Origin of the sequence: Kibdelosporangium phytohabitans (genome assembly GCF_001302585.1) — a bacterium.
In the GTDB taxonomy this organism is placed as follows: domain Bacteria; phylum Actinomycetota; class Actinomycetes; order Mycobacteriales; family Pseudonocardiaceae; genus Kibdelosporangium; species Kibdelosporangium phytohabitans.
The window spans coordinates 1,594,864-1,612,693 of sequence record NZ_CP012752.1 but is presented as its reverse complement, the minus strand read 5'-3'; the positions used below and the strand labels follow the sequence as shown (position 1 = coordinate 1,612,693).

Below are 17,830 nucleotides of genomic sequence, written 5' to 3'. Positions count from 1 at the left end.
CTGGTCGCGTGCGACGATCATGACAAACAAACACCAGGAATCACTGATGAACGATCCATCAGTCTCATACCCCGGGCAGCAGGACCGTGCGGCGCAGGCCGCCGCGCGCTCGAACACCGACCGGCTCGGGCTGTACGCGTACCTGCAGGCCAGGGAGCACAAAGCCACGTACCTGGCGATCATGCGGCTGTTCACCGCGACCTTGCTCGCCGATCTTTCCGCAGGTGACGTGGCCGCGGCGCTGGCGCCTGCCGAGCGCGACGGCACGGTCGAACGCGGCGAGTCGCGCATCGAGAACGTGATCACCCGGCTCAAGCAGCTCGTCGAGTGGGGCAACCTGGTGCAGGGCCGCCGCGAGGTGGTCGCCGCCAGCATTGCCGAGTTCCAGCACGGCAGCGTCCGCTACCAGGTCAGCAAGCTGGCCGTGCGCGTCCAGCGCGACGTGGACGAGTTGCTGCGTGTGCCCGAAGGCGCCCGTGAGGTCTCCCGTGAGCTGCTGCCCGCGATCGAACGCGGCCTGAACCAGCTCGGCAAGACGCTGTCGAACGCGGTCGGCCAGGAGCAGCGCGACGCCGGGTCCGGCGCCGCGCAGCGGTCCCGCGAGCTGCTGTCCGAGCAGGTCACGACGCTGTTCCTGCAGCACGCCGAGCTCGCCGCCACGGTCCGCGACTTCTACGCGTACCTCGGTCAGGTCGTCACGCGCCACCACCTGGCCGCCGACGAGATCTCCGGATTCCGCAACCTGCTGGTCGAGTACATCCAGAAGGTCGTCGAGGACGTGCTGCGGCAGACCCCGGCGATCGCCGAGCACCTGACCGGCCGGTTCGCCAACGCCCGGCCCGAGCTGCTGCGGCTGCTCGGCACGAGCGAGGGCCTCGGGCCCGAGGTGGAACGCGCCAGGGGCCGCAGCACGGCGGACTGGCAGGAGCTCACGGACTGGTTCGTGGACCGCCCCGGCCGCCCGTCGCAGGTCACGGTGTTGCGTGAGGCGACCGCACGTGCGATCGGTTCGTTGCTGGCGAGCGTGAAGCGGGCGACCGCCGGCGGGGGCTTGCTGCCGGGCCGCCGGGCGGAGTTGCTCAAGCTGGCGAAGTGGTTCGACGACAGCACGGCCGCCGAGTCGGCGCAGATGTACGCGGCGGCGTTCGGGATGTACTCGTCACGGCATGTCCTACCTGCGCCGGAACACGATTCGGACGACGAGCGCACGCCGTGGAGCGAAGGCCCCGTGTGCGACGTGACGGTCAGCGTGCGCAGCCGTAGCGACCGGGGCGCCCGTGGCCGCACCTCGCGGATCATGGACGACCCGATCACCGAGCAGTCGCTGCTGGCCGACGCCCGGCGCGCCGACGAGGTCAGGGCCGCTGACGTGGCCGAACTCGTGGCCGCGGCACCGAAGCTGGACCAGGTCACGCTGTCGCAGGGCGCGCTCGGCGTGCTGTGCGAACTGCTGACCATGGCGATGGCCCAGCGCGACAGCGCGCAGGACTCCGGGTCGGCCGAGGATCAGGTCCGCGGCCTGACCGTGCGGATCGAGTACGCCGAAGGCGAGACCGCGACCGTCCGCACGGCCGGTGGAACGTTGACACTGCGGGATTCCCGGCTGGTGGTGGGATGAGGATCAGCGCGGCCGATCCGCTCGACGGACTGGCGGACATCGACGCGGCGAACGTGGTGCGCTGCGCCCGCACCCTGCTTCGCCGCCCGTTGCTGCGGCTCGGCGGGCCGGACGGCGAACTGCTTCCGTTGGTGTACCGGCATCGCGTGGTGCTCGGTGAGATGTTCACCGCGCTGCTGGGCTACCGGCTCGTGGTCGAGCGCAAGTTCGCGCGGCTCTACAAAGCCGGTCCTGGCGAGGATTCCACGCGCGGTGTGCAGGAGCTCGCACCGCGCGGGTACGCGTACGTGGCGTTGACCATGGCCGCGCTGACCGGGACCGGGCGCCAGGTTCTGTTGTCCCGCCTGGTATCCGACGTCCGCGCGGCGGCCGTCGAGGCGGGTATGCAGGTCGTCGACACGATCGCGGACCGGCGTGCGCTGACCGCCGCGCTGCGCCACCTGGTGTCGCTGGGTGTGCTCACCGAGACCGAGGGCACGGTCGGCTCGGCCAGCCAGGACGCCCCGGCCGAGGCGCTGATCACAATCGAGACGGACCTGCTCGGCCAGTTGCTCGCCGGACCGGTCGCGGACGCGCAGGACGCCGGGCACCTGGTCGCGCTGGCCGCGCGGACCGCGCCCCGGCGGGTGGATTTCCAGGTGCGCCGCAGGCTGGTCGAGACTCCCGTGGTGCTGTACGCCGATCTGGCCGAGGACGAGCGGGAATGGCTGTTGCGCAACCAGAGGCGCGAGTCGTACCTGCTCGAGCGGTGCTTCGGGCTGTACACCGAGACGCGGCTGGAGGGCATCCTCGCGGCCGATCCGGAGGAGTACCTGTCCGACGTGATGTTCCCGGGTACCAGTACAGTCGCACGAATCGGGTTGCTCGCGCTGCCCGACCTGCTCGGCGCGAACCCCGGCGAGGAACCAGAAGAATCCGAAGTGGACAGTGCTGGTCGCCGCCCGGTCACCGCCGAGAAGGTTCGCGAGGTGTGCGAACGGCTCGTGGCCGACTACCCGGCGGCCTGGTCACGCCAGGCGGCCGAGGATCTCGACGGGATCGTCACGGAGGTGCTGGCGCTGTTGGTCCACATGGGACTTGCAGTCGCTGGCGGCGAGCGGTGGTGGCTGTCACCGGCCGCGGCCCGTTGGTGGCCGGAACCCGACGGCGACCCCGAGCGCGAGATCGCCGAGCCACAGCCGGAGCCGGAAGTGCCGGGGTGGTCACTGTTCGACGAGGAGGGCGGCGCATGACGGATCGCTGGCGGTTGCACCGGGGCGGGATCGTCAACGTCTGGCAGTACGCCGAGCAGACCTTCGACTTCTCCGGCGGGCGCGCGATCTTCCAGGGCACCAACGGGTCGGGCAAGTCGCGCACGCTCGAGCTGCTGCTGCCGCTGTGCCTGGACGGCGACCTGCGGCAACTGGGCTCGAAGGGGTTCGACACGGTCAGCATCCGCAGGCTGATGCTCGACGACTACGACGGCGGCCCGAACCGGATCGGCTACGCGTGGGTCGAGCTGCGGCGCGAAGGGCACACGCTGACCTGCGGTCTGGGCGTGAAGGCGTCCAAGACCTCGCAGCAGATCTCCGACTCGTGGCGGTTCATCACCCCGCAACGCGTCGGCATCGACTTCCAGCTGGCCGGCCCCGACCGCGTCCCGCTCGGCTCCGCGCAGCTGCGTGAAGTCCTCGGCGCGGACTGCGTTCTCGAGGAGGCGGCGTTCCGCGCCAAGATCGCCGAGACGGTGTACGGCGTGCCCGCGGTGCGCTACGGCGACCTGCTGCACCTGCAGCGGACCCTGCGCAACCCGGACGTCGGCCTGAAGGTGCTGGAGGGCCAGCTCGAGCAGATCCTGTCGGACGCGCTGCCGCCGCTGGACGCGGCCATGATCGAGCAGCTGGCCACGTCCTTCGACGACCTGGAGTCGATCAGGGAGAACATCACCCGGCTCGGCACGGCGGACAAGGCGCTGCGGACGTTCCTCAGGACGTACTCCGACTACGCCCTCGCCGGGCTGCGCACGGCCGCGGACAAGCTGAAGTCCAGCGAGGACAACGTCAGGAAACTCGGCTCGCAGACCAAGAAGCTGACCGCGGAGCTGGAGAAGGCGCGCGGTGAACGCGCCGAGGCCGAGCGTGCCGAGCAGGACCTGGAAGGCGGCGAGCAGCAGGCCGAGGAGACCGTCGACGCGCTCAAGGAGCTGCCCGCGTTCCGCGACCTGCAGGATCTGCAGAGCCGCGAGAAGCTCGTGGCCGCTTCGCGGTCGGCCGCGTCGGCGGCGCTGGACGTGGCAGGCAAACAGCGCCTGGCCGAGGACTCCGCTGTCGACGGTGTCGTGCGATTGCTGCGCCGGTTGGCCCAGGACCTCGACTCCGCCGGGGAATTCGGCGAGTCGCTGCGGACGGCGTTGCAGTCGGCTGGACTGGACACCACGCTCGCGCCGAGCATGCCCCGGATGACCGATGGCGAAAGCGTGACCATCACCGAACGGGTCCGTGCCAAACCGGATCCCGAGGCCGAGCCGCTGCCGATCGAGCGCAAAGTCCCGCCGCCCGTCACCGCCGACGAGCTGCTCACAGCCTTGACCGAGGCTGCCGAGCGCGCCGGTCGCGCGGCGAAGGAAGCCAGGCAGCGCAGTGCTTTGACCCTCGCCCTGCACCAGCAGGCGGTCGAGCAGGAGAAGCAGGAGCAGCGCGTGGAGACGCTGCGTTCGTCGGCACGGGCCGCCCAGCTTGAGGCGACCGAGGCGGCCGGGCGCCGCAACCAGGCCAACCAGGAGCTGGTCACCGAGTCGGACGTGTGGCTCGAGCAGGTCCGGTCGTGGTGTGCCGCGGGCCCGTTGACGTCCGCGACGCCGGAACGCCCGCTGCAACTGCCGTCCGTCGAGGAGCTGTCGGCCAACCCTGCCCAGGCCCGCGAACTCGGCACGGCGGCGCGCCAGTGGACCGCGCCGCTCGTCCAGACCGCCCGCGACGTGGCGCATACGGCGTCCCAGCGCCGGACCGAGACGCGCGACGCCATCGGCGAACGGGATGCCGAGCTGGCTGCTTTGCGTGCGGGCAAGGAACGTTCGCCCTCGTCACCGGTGTCGCGCGAGTCCTCCGGCGCGGCTTTCTACCGGCTGGTGGACTTCCGCGCCGACGTGTCCGACGCCGACCGCGCCGGGCTGGAGGCCGCCATGGAGGCGAGCCGCCTGCTCAACGCGTGGGTCACGCCGTCGGGTTCGGTGCCTGATCTCGACGACGTGCTGGCTTCGCCCGGCACCGCCGTCGACGGCCCGTCGCTCGCCGATGTGCTTGTGGCCGTTGAGGTTCCGGACAGTCCGGTGCCCGCCGACCGGGTCGAGTCGCTGCTGCGTGGCGTCGGCATGGGCGAGTCGGCGGCGAGCATGACGCTGTCGGCCGACGGCAGCTGGCGTGCCGGGACACTGCACGGCCGCGGCTCGAAACCGGCTGCCGAGTTCGTCGGCGCGGGTGCCCGCGCGGCCGGCCGTCAGCGCCGGATCTCGGAGCTGGAAGAGGAACTGGCCGAGCTGCGCACGGAACTGGCGGTCGCGGAGGAGCAGCAGCGCTCGGCGAACGACGTCGTCGCCGAATGGGAACGGCACCTGGAGAAGTTCCCCGGCGACGAGGAACTGATCGCCAAGCACACCCGGATGCGCACGGAACAAGAAGCGACCGAGCGCGCCAACAAGCACGCCCAGCAGCTGCGCGAAGAGCACGACCAGATGCAGAACCGTTGGCAGGCGACAACTGCCGACCTGCTGCGGCAAGCGGGCGACGCGGGGCTCTCGCCGCGGTCGGAAGACCTCCGCCAAGCCCAGCAGGCAGCGGCCGAAGCACTGGGCGCGGCCGAGCGACTCGCCGAGGCCCTGCGCCAGCGTTGCCGTGGCACAGTGGAAGACCTGGTCGACGCCACACACCGCTACCACACGGCCGTCGCCGACCGGACCACCGCGGAGTCCGAAGCGGACCAGCGCTGCGCCGAATACGCGGCGCAAGCGGGCACGTTGTCCGAGCTCACCGGCTCGATCGGCGGCGAGGCAAAGGAAATCGCGGCGCGGATCGCGGAGCTGGAGAAGTCCCGCAAGCAGATGCGCGGGCAACTCAAGGACATCCGCGAGTGGATCACGGCGTTGCGTGAGCAGGCGGCGAAGCTGGACGCGCAACTGGAAAGCGCGACCGAGCAACTGGCCACCTCCGAGGAGGTCCAGGCGGGTGCCTACCGCCAGTTCGCCTCGATCGCCGAGGCTCCGGGCGTGCTGCCTGCCGCGTTGCCGGAGCTGGCGGAGACGGACCTGGCGGCGGTACGTGCCGCGGTCGTGGCGGCCTCGGACCGCAAGTCCGCCGGTGAGACGGCGGTGATCACCAAACTCCAGGACCTGCAGACGGCGCTGGCCGGCGGGTACGACATCGCGGCCGAGGAACACGCGGGCCTGCTGACCGTGTCGGTGGCCGGTGAGGAAGGCGGGCGGCCGGTCGCGCAGGCGGCCAGGCAGGTCTCGTCGAAACTGGCTGAGCAGCGCGGCTTCCTGGACGAGCAGTACCAGCGGATCTTCGCCGACTACCTGATCAGGGACCTGGCGGAGTGGCTGCGCGGCCAGATCACGGTGGCCGAGGACCTGGCCCGCCGGATGAACGACGTGCTGGGGCAGGCGAAATCGTCCCAGGGCGTGCACGTCCAGCTGGAGTGGAAACCGTCGGCGGCACTGGACGACGAAACGCGCCAAGCCCTGTCCCTGGTCCGCATGCCCTACGGCGAACGCACTTCGGCGCAGGACGCGACCCTGCGCCGCGTGTTCACCGAACGCATCGAGGCGGAACGGGACACGCATTCCAGCGGCTACGCGGAAATCCTGTCCCGTGCCCTGGACTACCGGTCGTGGCACGCGTTCACCGTGCGCGTCGCCGACACCGGCCCTGACGGCGGGCAACGCGTCCGGCGGCTGCGCCAGCTGTCGTCCGGCGAAACCCGGCTCGTGTCCTACGTGACGCTTTTCGCCGCGGCGGCTGCCTTCTACGACGCGGTGAGCAGCACGTCGGAGGACTTCAGCCCCCTGCGCCTGGTGTTGCTGGACGAGGCGTTCGAACGTCTCGACGACCCGACGATCGCCCGGATGCTCGGCCTGCTGGTCGACCTGGACATGGACTGGGTCATCACGTGGCCGAGCGGCTGGGGAGTTTCGGACAAGATCCCGCGCATGCACATCTACGACGTCCTCCGGCCGCGCAACGGCCGTGGGGTGGCGTGCACGCAGACGACGTGGGACGGCACGGGAATGGATCGGGTCGACCCGTAGGCAACCTCCGTCGCCCGGCCGCGTCCTGGTGATTGTCCGGCCGGAACTGTCTGGGGAGTCGCCGTGCGAACGTGGATCGCGATCGGCGGGCTCCTGGTCGCCGGCGCGGCGGTCGCCGTGCCGATGCTGGTGCCGGAACCGGCAGCGCCGGAGCTCGACCAGGAGCTGCTGCGAGCGGTCGCTCCGGTCGTGCACGCCGACCTGCCCGTGAACCGGAAGGTCGTGTGGCCGGGCACGGCGGGTGGGCGCTGGTTCTGTGCCGAACGACCGGTGGAGACGCGGCGCGACGGTGACGACGTCCGGTTCGGTCTGCTCGCCAGTTGCTCGGAGTACGCCCACCGGGACGGCAAACTGGTGCACGGCAGCGGGTTCAGCGGTGCGCTGGTCGTGACGCTCGCTGCCAGCCCGGACGGGTATCGCGTGCGTGACGTCGAACTACCGCCGGACGGCGCCGGGAACAGCGCGGCGCTGAAACGCATGTTCAGTGCGGCCGGGTACGAGCAAGTCCAGCGGTCAGCGGGTCACGGCCCGGATCCGGCACCCGAGGCGCGGGCGGCGTTCGGGCTGCCCGCGGACGCACCTGTGGTTCCCCGCTGATCACACCGGGGGCACTATTCCACTGGTCGCGGATTTGTGCGTCTCCCGCAATTCCCGCAGCGCTTCCTGTGCCCGGACCTCGCTGGTGACCAAGCCGGTTCGCTCGGCGAACGCCAGTTGCGCGTTGATCACGGCGGCCTTGGCGCCGCTGTCCGGAAGCAAATCCTTCCTGGCCTGGTGGACGAAGCTCGTCTCGAGCACCGAGCCGTCGGCGAGCACGAGACAGATCACGTGCGCCCGCAACAGCTTCGCGTACGCGCTGCCGATTCCCTTGGTCATCAGCCGCGTCTCGAACCGGTTGATGTCATGCCAGGAAACGGTCCTGGTCCGCAGGACTGACCGGTTCCGGATGCCCGCGGCGCTGCTGAACAGGCCTGTCCGCCAGGCCCGGAAGGCAATCGCCGTCCACGCCATGAGGACGAGGGCCGTCAGGAGGCCGGGACCGCGGAACTCACCGTCACCGGTGATCACCAGGTAGCCGAACGTGAGAAGAAGCCCGGCGCCGATTGCCATCACGACAAAGGACATGAATACCGCGGGAGACGTTCCACCCACGCGCCGCCACCTGAACATGCGGACATTGTTGCGGCTTTTCCACCGATATCCAGCCGCCGAACGGCGGCTGAACACAATGTCAACCACGCACTGACAGGAATGCGCGCTACTGGGCGTTGCGGACCCGCGGCGAATTGCGGGAACGGGTCAGCGCGCCCTGCAACTGGTGGACGATCTCGTGCAGTTCGTGCTCGGCCATGAACATGCCGCGGACCGCGGGCAGGGACTCCGCGTGGTGCAGTGTCGTCTCGATCCAGGCGCCGTTGGCCAGTCGGATCCAGACCGCGTCGCCGCCCAGCAGCTTCAGCTTCGCCATCGGCTTGATCTCGAAACCGGCGATCGCCGGCCACGACCACGTCGTCTGGCGCAGCAACCCCCGCTTGCGGATGCCCTCGGCGCTCACGTAGAGGTCCATCCGGTACAGGCGCACCGCTGCCGTCGTCCACGCCAGCAGGACGAAGACGGCGACCCAGTGGGTCTCGTCCCCGCCTTTCAGCGAGTCGGCCAGCACGATCAGCGCGAACAGGGCACCGAGCACCGCAAGGCACCCGAACAGCGCCAACATGGCCCACCGCGGCGCCACACGCCGCCACTTCAACGCAACCAACGTGACCAATCAGTCCCCCGACTCTCGGCTTGCCCACCATTGTAGTGAAGTCCCGGTGTGGTCCGCCGCCGTCTACGCTTGGGCCGTGGTCATCGTGGTGATGGGTGTCTCCGGCTCCGGCAAGACGACGGTCGGACGTGGGCTGGCGAACCGGCTCGGGGTGGACTACGCCGAGGCCGACGAGTTCCACCCGCCCGCGAACATCGCGAAGATGTCCGCCGGCACGCCGCTGACCGACGAGGACCGCTGGCCGTGGCTGGAATCGATCGCGGTCTGGATCCGCGACCACCAGGGCAGCGGTGGCGTGGTGACGTCCTCGGCCCTGAAGTACAAGTACCGCGATGTGCTGCGGACCGGCGGTGACGTGTGCTTCGTGCACCTCGACGGCCCGCGTGCGCTGATCGCCGAGCGGCTCGCGGGGCGCACGGGCCATTTCATGCCCGCCGCGCTGCTGGATTCGCAGATCGCCGACCTCGAGCCGCTACGCCCCGACGAGCGGGGCGTGGTGCTGGACATCGGCGCCACTCCGGACGAACTCGTCGAAGCCGCGGTTCGTGCGACTCGATGACGCTCGCGTCGCCCGGTTGGCGACGGTCGACGAGAACGGTCAGCCGCACGTCGTGCCCGTGACCTTCGCCGCCAGGGACGACACGATCGTCATCGCCGTCGACCACAAGCCGAAGTCGACCCGTGACCTCAAGCGGCTGCGCAACATCCGGGCCAACCCGCAGGTGTCGTTGCTGGTCGACGAGTACTCCGAGGACTGGTCTCGGCTGTGGTGGATCCGGGTCGACGGCACCGCGCGGATCACCGAGTCGACCGAGGCGCTGGCCTGGCTGGTCGGGAAATACCCGCAGTACCAGGCCACCCCGCCCGCGGGACCGTTCATCCTGATCACCGTGACGCGCCGGAGCGCCTGGTCATCGGCGTGACCGCAACCGGCCGACGCCTGGCACGGCGCCGGCCGGCCGGTCAGCTACTAGACAGCGGCCCAGGACTCCAGCATCCGGCGGGCGATCGAGGTCGGACCGGGCAGCCCCAGCCAGAACTCCCGGCCTTCCCGCTCCGCGGCGATGGCTTCCCGCAGCACGTCACGGGAAACCCAGTACGCCTCCTCGATCTCGCCGTCGGCGAGCCGGGTCGGCTGCGAGGCGTCGGCACTGGCCGCGAACCCGAGCATCAAGGAACGCGGGAACGGCCACGGCTGGCTGCCCAGGTACCGGATGTCGGCGACGTCGACACCGACCTCCTCGCAGATCTCCCTGGCCACGCAGGCTTCGAGCGACTCGCCTGCCTCGACGAACCCGGCGAGCACCGAGTACCGGCCCTTCGGCCAGACCGGTTGCCTGGCGAGCAGGACCTGCGACCCGTCCGCGCCGTCCCGGTCGTGCACGAGGCAGATCACGGCCGGGTCGGTCCGCGGGTATTCCTCACGACCGCAGTTCGGGCACTGCGTCGCCCAGCCCGCCTTGACCCGGTCCACCGCCGCACCGCAGTTCGCGCAGAACTTGGCGCGCCGGTGCCACGACAGCAAAGCCACCGCCGTCGTGAAGAGACCGGCCGACGTCGCGTCCAGGAAGGACCCGGCGGCTCGCAGGTCGAGCCAGTGCTCGCCGTCGGCTTTGCCGATGTCCTGCCAGGTCCGCCAGTCCATCGCCGGTTGCTGGCCGGGCGACGAGACGAGCTTGGCCCAGTAGCCGGTGCCCTTCTCCTCGCCGAGCAGGACCACGTCGGCGGGCGGCTCGGCGCCCGTGGCGTCCTCGTAGACCAGTTCCGTTCCGCCGGAGCGGATCGGCGTGCGGCCGTACTTGTCCACCGTCAGGACCCGGCCGTCCCGCCAGAGCTCCACCTGCTTGGCGGCGTCCACCCGCAACCCCTCCTCACGCTCCACCGTGGAGCGCGAGAGGAGGGGGACCTCGTCGAGCTGGAACGTCACTGCTTCACGTCACCCAGCAGGCGCACGTTCTCGAACTGGGCCGAGTCGCCGACGATCACACCGGTCCAGTTGACCGGCGCGAAGAAGTCCCGTGCCGCCTCGGCGATCTGGTCGATGGTGACGTCCTTGAGCTTGCCGGGGTACGACACCAGCCAGTCGACGCCGAGCCCCTGCGAGGCGAGGCCGATCAGCTGGGACGCCAGGCCCGACTGCGACGCGGTCGCGGTGAGCAGCTGCCCGATCGCGTACTGCCTGACCGTGTCCACTTCGGTCTCCGTCGGCGGCGACAGGACGATCCGGGCCAGCTCGTAGCGGATCTCCAGCAGTGCGCTGGCGGTGACCTCGCTGGCCGTGTCGGTGTCGATCAGCAGGGTCGCGCTGCCCGGCGTGAACTCCAGGTAGGACCGGGCGTGGTACGTGTACCCCTTGTCCTCGCGGACGTTCTCGACCAGGCGGGACGAGAAGAACCCGCCGAACGCCAGGTTCGCCAGCTGCAGCGCCGGGTAGCGCGGGTCGGTCCGGGTGATCGCCTGCGTGCTCAGCCGGAACTGCGACTGCACAGCACCGGTGCGCGGCACGAACAGCAGGTCGCCGCCGGGAACAACGGGCAGCTCGGGCAGTTCGGTCGCGGTGCCGTCGGCCGTCCAGCCGCCGAGCGCGGACTCGAGCGCCGCGACGGCCGCGTCCAGCTCGACGTCACCGACCAGGACGAGCACGGACCCGCGTGGCAGCACGAAGTCCTTGTGCAGCGCGCGGACCTCGCCGGAGGTCACCTTGGCGACGTCCTCGGCCTCCGGCATCTCCCGGGTGGCCGGGTGGTCGCCGTAGCGGTGCTTCTGCAGCGCCTGCCTGGCGATCACGCTCGGCTGCGACTTCGCCATCGCGATCCGCTCGACCAGCCGCGCCTTCTCCCTGGCGACCTCCTCGTCGGCGTACGACGCGGCGGTCAGCGCGTCGCTGAGCACGTCGAGCAACGTGTCCAGGCCGCTGGCCAGCGAGTTGCCCGCGATGCTGAGCCGCTCCGGGTCGACCGACGCGTCCAGCTCGCCGCCGACGAGCGCCAGGTCGGTGTCGACGGCGACGCGGTCACGGCGCGCGGTGCCGGACAGGAACGCCGACGCGAGCACCTCGGCCTTGGCCGCGTGCATCAGGTCGGTGTCCGCGAACGGGATCCGCAGCCGCAGCTCCACCATCGGCACGGTGGACTGCTTGACCACGATCACGCGCAGGCCGTTGGCCAGTGTGGTGTCCACATGGGACAAACCGGTCGCGGCGCGCTGCTCGCCCAGCGGCGGCAGCGGGCGCGGGCCGCGCTCGGTACGGCCGATCTCCTCGGCCGACCGGTGCTGGTCCCTCTTGCGGGTCTCGACGCTCATTCGGCACCTCCGGCCGGGAAAACCTGCAGTACGGCACGCGAGTCCGGGCGCAGCAGCTTGGCCGCGGCCGAGACGTCCTGCGGCGTGACGGCCGCGATCCGGTCGGGCAGCTGGTGGACCAGCCCCGCGTCGCCGTACAGCAGCTGGAAGCTGCCGAGGCCGAGCGTGCGCGACACGATGCGGTCGTGCTCCTTGTGCAGGCTGGAAACCCAGCGCGCGGTGACCTTCGCCAGCTCCTGCTCTGACGGGGCGGTGCCCGCCAGCAGCTCGAGCTCCTCGTCCAGCGCGCCGAGCACGCGGTCGACCTTCACCTCCGGCGAGTACATCGCGGTGATGGAGAACGTGTCCGGGTCACGCGCCTCGAACGGGCCGAACAGCCCGGCACCGGCGTTGATGTCGGTGACCAGCGCTTCCTTGTGGACCATGCGCTGCTGCAGCCGGGAACCGTCGCCCTCGGTCAGCACCGACGCGAGCACCAGGTGCGCCAGGTAGGCGTCCAGGTCGTTGATCGGGTCCGGCATCCGGTAGCCGACGGCCAGCGCGGGCAGCGGCGCGTGCGGGTCCTGGTGCTCGCCGCGCACCTCGCCCTGCGGCGGTGGTTCGGCGAACGACGGGCGTTGCGCCGTCTCGCGTGCGGGCACGTCACCGAAGTGCCGCTCGACCAGGTCACGGGCCTGCTCGACGGTGAAGTCACCGGCGACGGTGAGCACGGCGTTGCCGGGCGCGTAGTACGTGTCGAAGAAGGCGGCGCAGTCGTCGAGGCTGGCCTGCTCGAGGTCGGTGAAGTCGCCGTACCCGTTGTGCGCGTTCGGGAACGTCTTGTACAGCACCGGCGGCAGCAGGATCCAGGGGAATCCGCCGTACGGCCGGTTCAGCACGTTCAGGCGGATCTCCTCCTTCACCACGTCGATCTGGTTGCGGAGGTTCTCCTGGGTCAGCTTGGGCGCGCGCATCCGGTCCGCTTCGAGGAACAGCGCCCGCTCGAGCGCGGCGGACGGCAGCACCTCGAAGTAGTCGGTGTAGTCCGGGTGCGTCGAGCCGTTGAACGTGCCGCCGGACGACTGGACGTGCCGGAAGTGCGCCAGCTTCTCCAGGCTCTCGCTGCCCTGGAACATCAGGTGCTCGAAGAGGTGCGCGAAGCCGGTTCGGCCCTCTGGTTCGGATCGGAAGCCCACGTCGTAGTGCACGCTGACGCCGACCACCGGTGATGTGGTGTCCGGCGCGAGCACCACACGCAAACCGTTCGGGAGAGTGAACGTGTGCAGGTCGGGTGCAGCCATGGCACGAGCCTACTTGGCGAGCGCGCGGTCCATCGCTGCGATGAACCCTGGCAGGTTTCGCCCACCGCTGAACCAGTAGAGCTCGTCCGGCGAGCCGAACGCCTCCAGCCACCTCGGCGACTCGCCGAGCACGACCGCGTACGGCAGCGACCGGGAAAACACCAGCTCACGGTCGTTGTCCGGGATCGACGCCGGGTCGGTCGACCGCAGGTAGCCGCGCAGGCCGCGCACCTGGGCCAGCAGCGCGCTGCCGCGCTGGGTACGCGCGGGCATCAGCCGTGCACCGAGAGCAAGCGCGATCCCAGCCAGCACCACCGCCAGGCCGAGCAGCGCGTTGCCGACCGTCACCGCGAGCACTGCTGTCAGGGCCGCACCGACGGCGGCGAGGCCGACGCCGAGCCACAGCCAGCGGCTGCGGTCGCGGTCCGGGCGGCGCTTGAACCATTCGCGTTCGACGACGTCCGCGTAGAGCGCTTCGCCGATCTTGGCCTTGTCGACGTTCAGCGTGGACACGGTCGTGCCCTGCTCGGCGACAGCGTCGTAGACGGCGCGTTCGTAGCCGGTGAGCGAGTCGTCGGCCGGGTTGCGGCGCGTGATCTGCCAGTCGTCGTCACCGATCTGCTGGATCCACAGGTAGTTGCGGACCGCGAGGTCGAGGACGGTCGCGGTGATGTCGACCGGGTCGACCCGTTCGTCGGTGACTGTGCCGATCTGCCCGGGAAGTACACCATCGGGTGAAGCGAAGGCGACGCCGTTGCTGTCGTGCACGAGCACGTCGACCGGTCCGGCGTCGGTCGCGAGCACCTTGGCGTCCCTGCCACGTGCCACCAACAACAACGCGACACCGCCGAGCAGCAGGACACTGAGCCCGAGCAGTCCGAAGCCGGAGAACGCGGTGAGCGCGAACGGCCCGCCCGCCGACTCGGGCTCCGCGAACCTGGCGTTGGCGGGCACTGTGCCCGCGGGCAGGCCGACGGCGAGGTCCACGCGGTCGTTGGCGTTCAGGTTCTGCATGTCGACGCGGGTGACGCCGCCGTTGTCGGTCTTGGCGTGGTCGCACGGTTCCTCAGTGCCGTACGGGCCGCCGTTGCAGCGCACCGAGATCGCCATCTCCGGCGCGATGAACGTGGCGCGAAGCAGACCGATCTTGCGGTCCCACCCGGCCGCGAGCTGCCAGCGGACCTCCTGGCGGTCGCCCTGGTCGACGACCGCGCCTTCCACCTGGTAGCGCAGCACGGACTTGCCTTCACCGACCGAGACGGTGAACTCGTCCGCGGTCGCCTGCGCGGATCCGTTGCCCGCCAGCCTCGGGTCGCGCACCACGAAGACGCGGTCGCGGTTGTCACCGGCCTTGATCCGCAACGGCGAACGGCGGTTGAGCTTGTCGCCCGACTTGACGGTGATCGTCTCCTCGACCGTCAGCACGCCGTCACGCTCCACTTTGAGCTGGAGTTGCGTGCGGGTCGGGAACTCCACGCCGTCGAAGCCGCCGCCGTGCTCGTCCGATGAGGACGGAGGTGGTTGCTGGCCGCTCTGCGGGAGGATCGGGATGTTCGGAATGGACGGCGGCGGTGGTTGCCCCACGGCCAGCCCCAGTGTGGCGACGAGGCCCGCGGCCGCCACCCCCCAATTCGTCAACACGCCTGCGGACGATAGCGGAGCCCGCTTATGCTCACGCTCGTTGCGAACAAATTGGGGGCAAGAAAGTGACAGGACCTCCGTACGGACCAGGTCAGGGCGGCTACCGACCGCCTGGCCCGCCACCGCGGCCCGTCGCGCCACCGCCGAGGGCCTTGCCCCCGCCGCCGATGTACCAGCCACGACAGCCCTACCCGGCGCCCGTGCCCGTGGCGCCCGCGTGGCATGTGGATCCGTACCGGCGCAAGTCCAGCACCGGCAAGATCGTGACGATCAGCCTGGTGAGCGTTCTCGTCGTGGTCGGCGGGCTGATCGGTGTCCTGGCTGTGCTCGGCGACGGTAAGAACAAGTCGTCCAGCGTCGCTGACTCCGGCTACGACTACCCGTCTTCTTCTTCGACCACGTCACCGTCGTACACGGAAACAGCCTCGGCAACGACAAGGCAGACCTCCTCCGCGCCCACGACACGGTCCACGCCGACGAGCACCCGGACAACGACGACAACCAGCACACCCAGCGGGCCGAAGCCGGTCCTCAAGACCAAGGACAACCCGCTGTTCGCCGGGGAGAACGGCACCAACACCGTGACGTGCAACCTGCCGCAGTGGCGCAGCACACCACAGGCCGCGGAAGCGTTCTTCACCGCCGCGATGCCGTGCATGGAGGCCGCGTGGGCGCCGGTGCTGCAACGCGCCAACCTGCCCTTCACCCGGCCGAAGATCGTGTTCCCCAGCGGGAAGCGCTGGGAGAGCGGCTGCGGCGTCGCCGACTCGACCAAAGAGGACGTCGCCGCCTTCTACTGCAGCCCGGACGTGACGATCTACATGCCGTTCGAAGGGCTGCAGACCGGCGTGAACGGCAACCGGATCGGCAACTACCTCGCGCTGTTCGCGCACGAGTACGGCCACCACGTCCAGGCGATGAGCGGGTCGCTCAAAGCCGCGCACAACGAGTCGTACGAGCTCGGCCCGGACACCGCCGCAGGCCTGGAGGTCCAGCGCCGCAAGGAGTTGCAGGCCCAGTGCTTCGGCGGGATGTGGTTCGCGGCCGCGTGGAACGGCAAGGGCTCGATCACCGACGCGGTCGTGCGCGACATGCTCGCCGACGGCTACACCCGCGGTGACGACAACAACCCCAAGGCGCCGCGTAACCACGGCAAACGGGCGAACTACGGCGCCTGGCAGAGGCACGGGTACGAGAAGAACCGCACCTACCAGTGCAACACCTACCTGGCACCCGCGAACAGTGTCAGCTGATTTCTGGGGATTTCGATGACTCGACCGCCGTACGGACCTGGATACCCGCCGCCGCCAGGGTTCCCGCCACCCCGGCCGGTGGCGCCGCCGCCGCGGGCACTGCCCGCGCCGCCGCAGTTCCAGCAGCGCTCGCCCTACGCGCCCGCTCCCGCGATGCCACCGAGGATGGGACCACCGCCGGGGCACGGGTTCATGCCGCCGCCGTACCGGCCGAAGTCCAACACGGGCGCGATCGTGACGATCACGTTGATCAGCGTGCTGGTGGTGGTTGGCGGGTTCATCGGGTTCGCCGCGGCCATGGACGGCGGCAAGAGCAAGTCCAAGAGCGTGGCCGACTCCGGCTACGACTACAGCACCCCGACGCCCACGACAAGCGCGGACGGCCCGTTCACCACGACAACGCAGCCAACGACGACCACAACCACCACGACGTACGGCACCCCGACCGGACGGTCCACGCCGACGCAGACGCGTACCCAGACGCAGACCACCCCGCGCGGGCCTGTGCCGGTGCGCAAGACGAAGGACAACCCGTTGTTCGCCGGGGAGAACGGCACGAACGTGGTGACGTGCAACCTGCCGAGGTGGCAGAGCACGGCAGCCGCGGCGCAGGCGTTCTTCACCGCCGCCGCGCCGTGCCTGCAGAACGCGTGGGCGCCGGTCATGCAACGCGCCAACTTGCCGTTCTCACCGCCGAAGATCGTTTTCCCGCAAGGGAAGAGGTTCTCGACGGGCTGCGGCGCGGTGACCGAGAAGGACAACTTCGCAGCGTTCTACTGCGGCCCGGACGCCACCATCTACATGCCGTTCGAGGGCCTGCAGACGCAGACCAACGGCGCCAAGATCGGTGCGTACCTGGCGGTGTTCGCGCACGAGTACGGCCACCACATCCAGGCGTTGAGCGGCTCGCTCGGCGCGGTGTTCGACCAGATGTACGAAGTCGGCCCCGACTCGGCCGCCGGGCTGGAACTGCAGCGCCGCAAGGAGTTGCAGGCGCAGTGCCTCGGCGGGATGTGGTTCGCGGGCGCGTGGAACGGCAAGGGCTCGATCACCGACCAGGTGTCGCGCGACATGCTCGCCGACGGCTACACCCGAGGTGACGACAACAACCCCAACAGCCCCCGTGACCACGGCAAACGGGCGAACTACGGCGCGTGGCAGGAACAGGGCTACCGCAAGAACCGGACGTTCCAGTGCAACACGTACCTGGCGCCCGCCAACAGCGTCAGCTGAGTTTCCCGTACAGGTAGGCAAAGCCGCCGCCTGCGAAACAAGCCAGGAGGAACAGCACGAAAGCCACCGGCCTGCGCGCGTCGCTCTCGCCGGTGGCCGCCTGCCCCGCTTGGACGGTCATGTCCGCCTTCAGCTCGGCGGGCATGCCGACGTCCACCGACTCGCCCGCGCGGTGCCCGCAGGCGTCCAATGTGGCTTGGTGTTCCTCGCCGTCGTGGAAGAACGTGACGATCTCGCCGCTCGCGGCACCGGAACAGCCGGCGCCCTTCTTCACGGTCGCGGTGACCTTCGCGACGCCGTGGCCGTCCTCGGCCAGCCCGAACAGACCTGGCGCGGTCGACCAGAGCGTCAGGCTGACGAGAATTCCGAGCAGAACGACGACGACCAGACGGAACGCGGCCGGGCGAACCTCCACGGGTCGATGGTGTCAGAACGCCGTTCGCCGCGTCATCC

The 17,830-nt window shown here is 70.0% G+C and carries 15 protein-coding genes; 8 read left to right on the top strand and 7 right to left on the bottom strand.

Annotated elements, in window-relative coordinates; translation table 11 throughout:
• Positions 1 to 46 precede the first annotated feature (46 nt).
• The 4 genes from AOZ06_RS07325 (at position 47) to AOZ06_RS07310 (ending at position 7,496) form a co-directional block, all read left to right on the top strand.
• Positions 47 to 1,618, top strand: coding sequence for a DUF2397 domain-containing protein (locus tag AOZ06_RS07325; RefSeq protein WP_083472576.1), 1,572 nt, complete (start codon positions 47 to 49; stop codon positions 1,616 to 1,618).
• A complete protein-coding gene (locus AOZ06_RS07320; protein WP_157232884.1) occupies positions 1,615 to 2,850 on the top strand; it encodes a TIGR02678 family protein in 1,236 nt (411 codons plus the stop codon). Before AOZ06_RS07325 ends, AOZ06_RS07320 begins: the two co-directional genes overlap by 4 nt.
• Positions 2,847 to 6,899 carry a TIGR02680 family protein gene (locus AOZ06_RS07315; protein WP_054288733.1) on the top strand — a complete coding sequence of 1,351 codons (4,053 nt, stop codon included), beginning with the start codon at positions 2,847 to 2,849 and terminating at the stop codon, positions 6,897 to 6,899. The genes AOZ06_RS07320 and AOZ06_RS07315 overlap by 4 nt, the downstream gene beginning before the upstream one ends.
• Before the next feature lie 63 nt (positions 6,900 to 6,962).
• On the top strand, positions 6,963 to 7,496 hold the full coding sequence (locus tag AOZ06_RS07310) for a hypothetical protein (RefSeq protein ID WP_054288732.1): 534 nt from the start codon (positions 6,963 to 6,965) through the stop codon (positions 7,494 to 7,496).
• On the opposite strand, the gene AOZ06_RS07305 is transcribed toward AOZ06_RS07310, so the two are convergent.
• Both AOZ06_RS07305 and AOZ06_RS07300 read right to left on the bottom strand, forming a co-directional pair.
• Complete coding sequence (locus AOZ06_RS07305; protein ID WP_157232883.1) at positions 7,497 to 8,051, bottom strand: hypothetical protein; 555 nt, start codon at positions 8,049 to 8,051, stop codon at positions 7,497 to 7,499.
• Positions 8,052 to 8,157: 106 nt separating this feature from the next.
• Entirely contained in the window at positions 8,158 to 8,616 is a 459-nt protein-coding gene (locus tag AOZ06_RS07300; RefSeq protein WP_054288730.1) for a PH domain-containing protein, read from the bottom strand.
• Between the two features lie 142 nt (positions 8,617 to 8,758).
• Between AOZ06_RS07300 and AOZ06_RS07295 the strand changes: the two genes are divergently transcribed.
• Together AOZ06_RS07295 and AOZ06_RS07290 are read left to right on the top strand one after the other, a co-directional pair.
• A complete protein-coding gene (locus tag AOZ06_RS07295) occupies positions 8,759 to 9,226 on the top strand; it encodes a gluconokinase (RefSeq protein ID WP_054296477.1) in 468 nt (155 codons plus the stop codon).
• On the top strand, positions 9,213 to 9,590 hold the full coding sequence (locus AOZ06_RS07290) for a TIGR03668 family PPOX class F420-dependent oxidoreductase (RefSeq protein WP_054288729.1): 378 nt from the start codon (positions 9,213 to 9,215) through the stop codon (positions 9,588 to 9,590). Before AOZ06_RS07295 ends, AOZ06_RS07290 begins: the two co-directional genes overlap by 14 nt.
• Positions 9,591 to 9,637: 47 nt before the next feature.
• On the opposite strand, the gene nudC is transcribed toward AOZ06_RS07290, so the two are convergent.
• The 4 genes from nudC to AOZ06_RS07270 are packed head-to-tail and all read right to left on the bottom strand — an operon-like array spanning position 9,638 to position 14,891.
• Positions 9,638 to 10,594 (bottom strand): NAD(+) diphosphatase, encoded by a 957-nt coding sequence (gene nudC, locus AOZ06_RS07285; RefSeq protein WP_054288728.1) that lies wholly within the window; start codon positions 10,592 to 10,594, stop codon positions 9,638 to 9,640.
• On the bottom strand, positions 10,591 to 11,970 hold the full coding sequence (locus tag AOZ06_RS07280) for a M16 family metallopeptidase (protein WP_054288727.1): 1,380 nt from the start codon (positions 11,968 to 11,970) through the stop codon (positions 10,591 to 10,593). Before AOZ06_RS07280 ends, nudC begins: the two co-directional genes overlap by 4 nt.
• Complete coding sequence (locus tag AOZ06_RS07275) at positions 11,967 to 13,250, bottom strand: M16 family metallopeptidase (RefSeq protein WP_054288726.1); 1,284 nt, start codon at positions 13,248 to 13,250, stop codon at positions 11,967 to 11,969. Before AOZ06_RS07275 ends, AOZ06_RS07280 begins: the two co-directional genes overlap by 4 nt.
• A gap of 9 nt (positions 13,251 to 13,259) precedes the next feature.
• Positions 13,260 to 14,891 (bottom strand): DUF2207 domain-containing protein, encoded by a 1,632-nt coding sequence (locus AOZ06_RS07270; protein ID WP_169798874.1) that lies wholly within the window; start codon positions 14,889 to 14,891, stop codon positions 13,260 to 13,262.
• A 200-nt stretch (positions 14,892 to 15,091) separates the two neighbouring features.
• Here AOZ06_RS07270 and AOZ06_RS07265 point away from each other — a divergent pair, with 200 nt between their 5' ends.
• Entirely contained in the window at positions 15,092 to 16,144 is a 1,053-nt protein-coding gene (locus tag AOZ06_RS07265; protein ID WP_157232882.1) for a neutral zinc metallopeptidase, read from the top strand.
• 15 nt (positions 16,145 to 16,159) lie between these two features.
• Entirely contained in the window at positions 16,160 to 17,377 is a 1,218-nt protein-coding gene (locus AOZ06_RS07260; protein WP_157232881.1) for a neutral zinc metallopeptidase, read from the top strand.
• Here AOZ06_RS07260 and AOZ06_RS07255 read toward each other — a convergent pair.
• Entirely contained in the window at positions 17,370 to 17,792 is a 423-nt protein-coding gene (locus AOZ06_RS07255) for a hypothetical protein (RefSeq protein ID WP_054288723.1), read from the bottom strand. The genes AOZ06_RS07260 and AOZ06_RS07255 overlap by 8 nt on opposite strands.
• Positions 17,793 to 17,830: the final 38 nt, after the last annotated feature.

What these genes read in the sequence shown, in the direction of transcription:
- AOZ06_RS07325 (WP_083472576.1), top strand. Translation starts at nt 47, where the DNA reads ATGAACGATCCATCAGTCTCATACCCCGGGCAGCAGGACCGTGCGGCG.
- AOZ06_RS07320 (WP_157232884.1), top strand. Translation starts at nt 1,615, where the DNA reads ATGAGGATCAGCGCGGCCGATCCGCTCGACGGACTGGCGGACATCGAC.
- AOZ06_RS07315 (WP_054288733.1), top strand. Translation starts at nt 2,847, where the DNA reads ATGACGGATCGCTGGCGGTTGCACCGGGGCGGGATCGTCAACGTCTGG.
- AOZ06_RS07300 (WP_054288730.1), bottom strand. Translation starts at nt 8,616, where the DNA reads ATGTTGGCGCTGTTCGGGTGCCTTGCGGTGCTCGGTGCCCTGTTCGCG.
- AOZ06_RS07295 (WP_054296477.1), top strand. Translation starts at nt 8,759, where the DNA reads ATGGGTGTCTCCGGCTCCGGCAAGACGACGGTCGGACGTGGGCTGGCG.
- AOZ06_RS07280 (WP_054288727.1), bottom strand. Translation starts at nt 11,970, where the DNA reads ATGAGCGTCGAGACCCGCAAGAGGGACCAGCACCGGTCGGCCGAGGAG.
- AOZ06_RS07275 (WP_054288726.1), bottom strand. Translation starts at nt 13,250, where the DNA reads ATGGCTGCACCCGACCTGCACACGTTCACTCTCCCGAACGGTTTGCGT.
- AOZ06_RS07260 (WP_157232881.1), top strand. Translation starts at nt 16,160, where the DNA reads ATGACTCGACCGCCGTACGGACCTGGATACCCGCCGCCGCCAGGGTTC.